The sequence below is a fragment of the Belnapia sp. AC561 genome (assembly GCF_979252845.1).
Genome location: NZ_CEEDBP010000554.1, coordinates 1 through 229 on the forward strand (window position 1 = coordinate 1; position 229 = coordinate 229).

General features: G+C 72.1%; 1 protein-coding gene. It reads left to right on the forward strand.

What is annotated here, in order from left to right; genetic code table 11:
* Nucleotides 1-229, forward strand: a 229-nt coding sequence (locus AC0IW9_RS32230) for an ATP-binding protein (RefSeq protein ID WP_471652338.1), incomplete at both ends; no start/stop codon positions are given.

Genomic DNA, 229 nt, shown 5'->3' on the forward strand with positions numbered 1-229 from the left:
CGCCCGCAACCAGTTGGAGCACGCGCTGCTCACCCTCAGCATCAAGGCCCGGGACGCGCTGCCCGATGGCGGCAGGCTGACGATCGAGACAGCCAACCGCTGGCTCGATACCCGCCCGGCGGTGACCCATGGGCTGGCGCCGGGGCAGTACATCTCGCTCTGCGGCAGCGATCCCGGCGTCGGCATGACCCCGGAGGTGGCGGCCCGGGCCGTCGACCCCTTCTTCTCC